This window comes from Marinobacter sp., from assembly GCF_035268745.1.
GTDB lineage: Bacteria > Pseudomonadota > Gammaproteobacteria > Pseudomonadales > Oleiphilaceae > Marinobacter.
The window spans coordinates 1-1157 of sequence record NZ_DATFKH010000235.1; the positions used below are offsets into that span (position 1 = coordinate 1).

Annotated in this window: 1 protein-coding gene; it reads right to left on the reverse strand. The window is 54.6% G+C overall.

Translation table 11 applies throughout. The annotated features are described in order from the left end of the window. Positions 1–1157: hypothetical protein (locus VJ956_RS14965; protein WP_324085840.1), on the reverse strand; the 1157-nt coding region annotated here is incomplete at both ends.

The following is a 1157-nucleotide window of genomic DNA, read 5'->3' on the forward strand; positions in this document are numbered from 1 at the left end:
ACGCTGCCGCCTTGCGTCCATTCTATATCCGCGCTGACGCTGCCCGGTATGATATCTGCCGTCAGCGTAGCGCTCTCGCCCACGCAGACCGTGTCCGCGCTCGCCGTCACCTCCACGCTGAAGCTGTCCTGCACCTCCACCCGCACCGTGTCCGGCGTCACGCCGCAGACATAGTCCGCCGTGGCGATGTACTCGCTCGTGCCCAGCGGCGGCACCACGCAAAGCTCAGGGCCCGTGCCCAATGTGTCGCCCGCGCTGTCCAGCCAGATGATGGGCTGCCCGCCCGCCATAGCCGTGAAGCAGACCTCTTCCTCTACCGGCGCGCACAGTTCTATCGTCGTGTCCGGAAGGGCTTCCACTACCAGGTTGTCCAGTACCAGTATCGTCACCGAGTCCGCAGCCGTGCCGCAGGCGTTCATGCCCGTGGCTACGTACGTGTAGCTGCCCGGCGTGCTTGGGGTAACCGTAAGGCTGCCGCCCGTGCTGACCACGCTGCCGCCTTGCGTCCATTCTATATCCGCGCTGACGCTGCCCGGTATGATATCTGCCGTCAGCGTAGCGCTCTCGCCCACGCAGACCGTGTCCGCGCTCGTTGTTATCTCTATAATAAAGTCGTCTTCGATTATATTTACAGTAACTGTATCGTAGACTGTATTACATAAGCCAACAGCTTCAATGACATATTGACTTGTACTGTCTGGGCTAACTTGGATGAAATCTTGCTGCCCTAAGCTATTGGCTTCTTCACCTAATAGGAACCAGTTGAAGGTGGTCGTAGATAGAGCTGGGGCTACAGTAGCAGAAAGTGTCACAGGCTCACCTCTGCAAACTGTCGTATCCTTAGGAGAAGCTGTAATAGCAATTTCCTCGCCAATGAGAGTTGGCCGAAAGAAGACCGTATCAGTACAGCCCTGAATGGTTGTAGCAACCACATAAAACTCACTGTTCGATTCCGTAGCGAATAGCTCAAAGTTATTGTCGTTATCATCATCGACAAGCTGTCCATTTTGGAACCAACGTATACTATCTACTTGCACGTTTGCAGAGGTGTTTGCCGTAATGATAGTACTCTCTACTCCGCAGAGTAAGGTATCCCCTGCTACTGAAAGTTCGATTTCGGGCAGGATTTCCAAACGAATCGTATCTTCCAGTGCAAT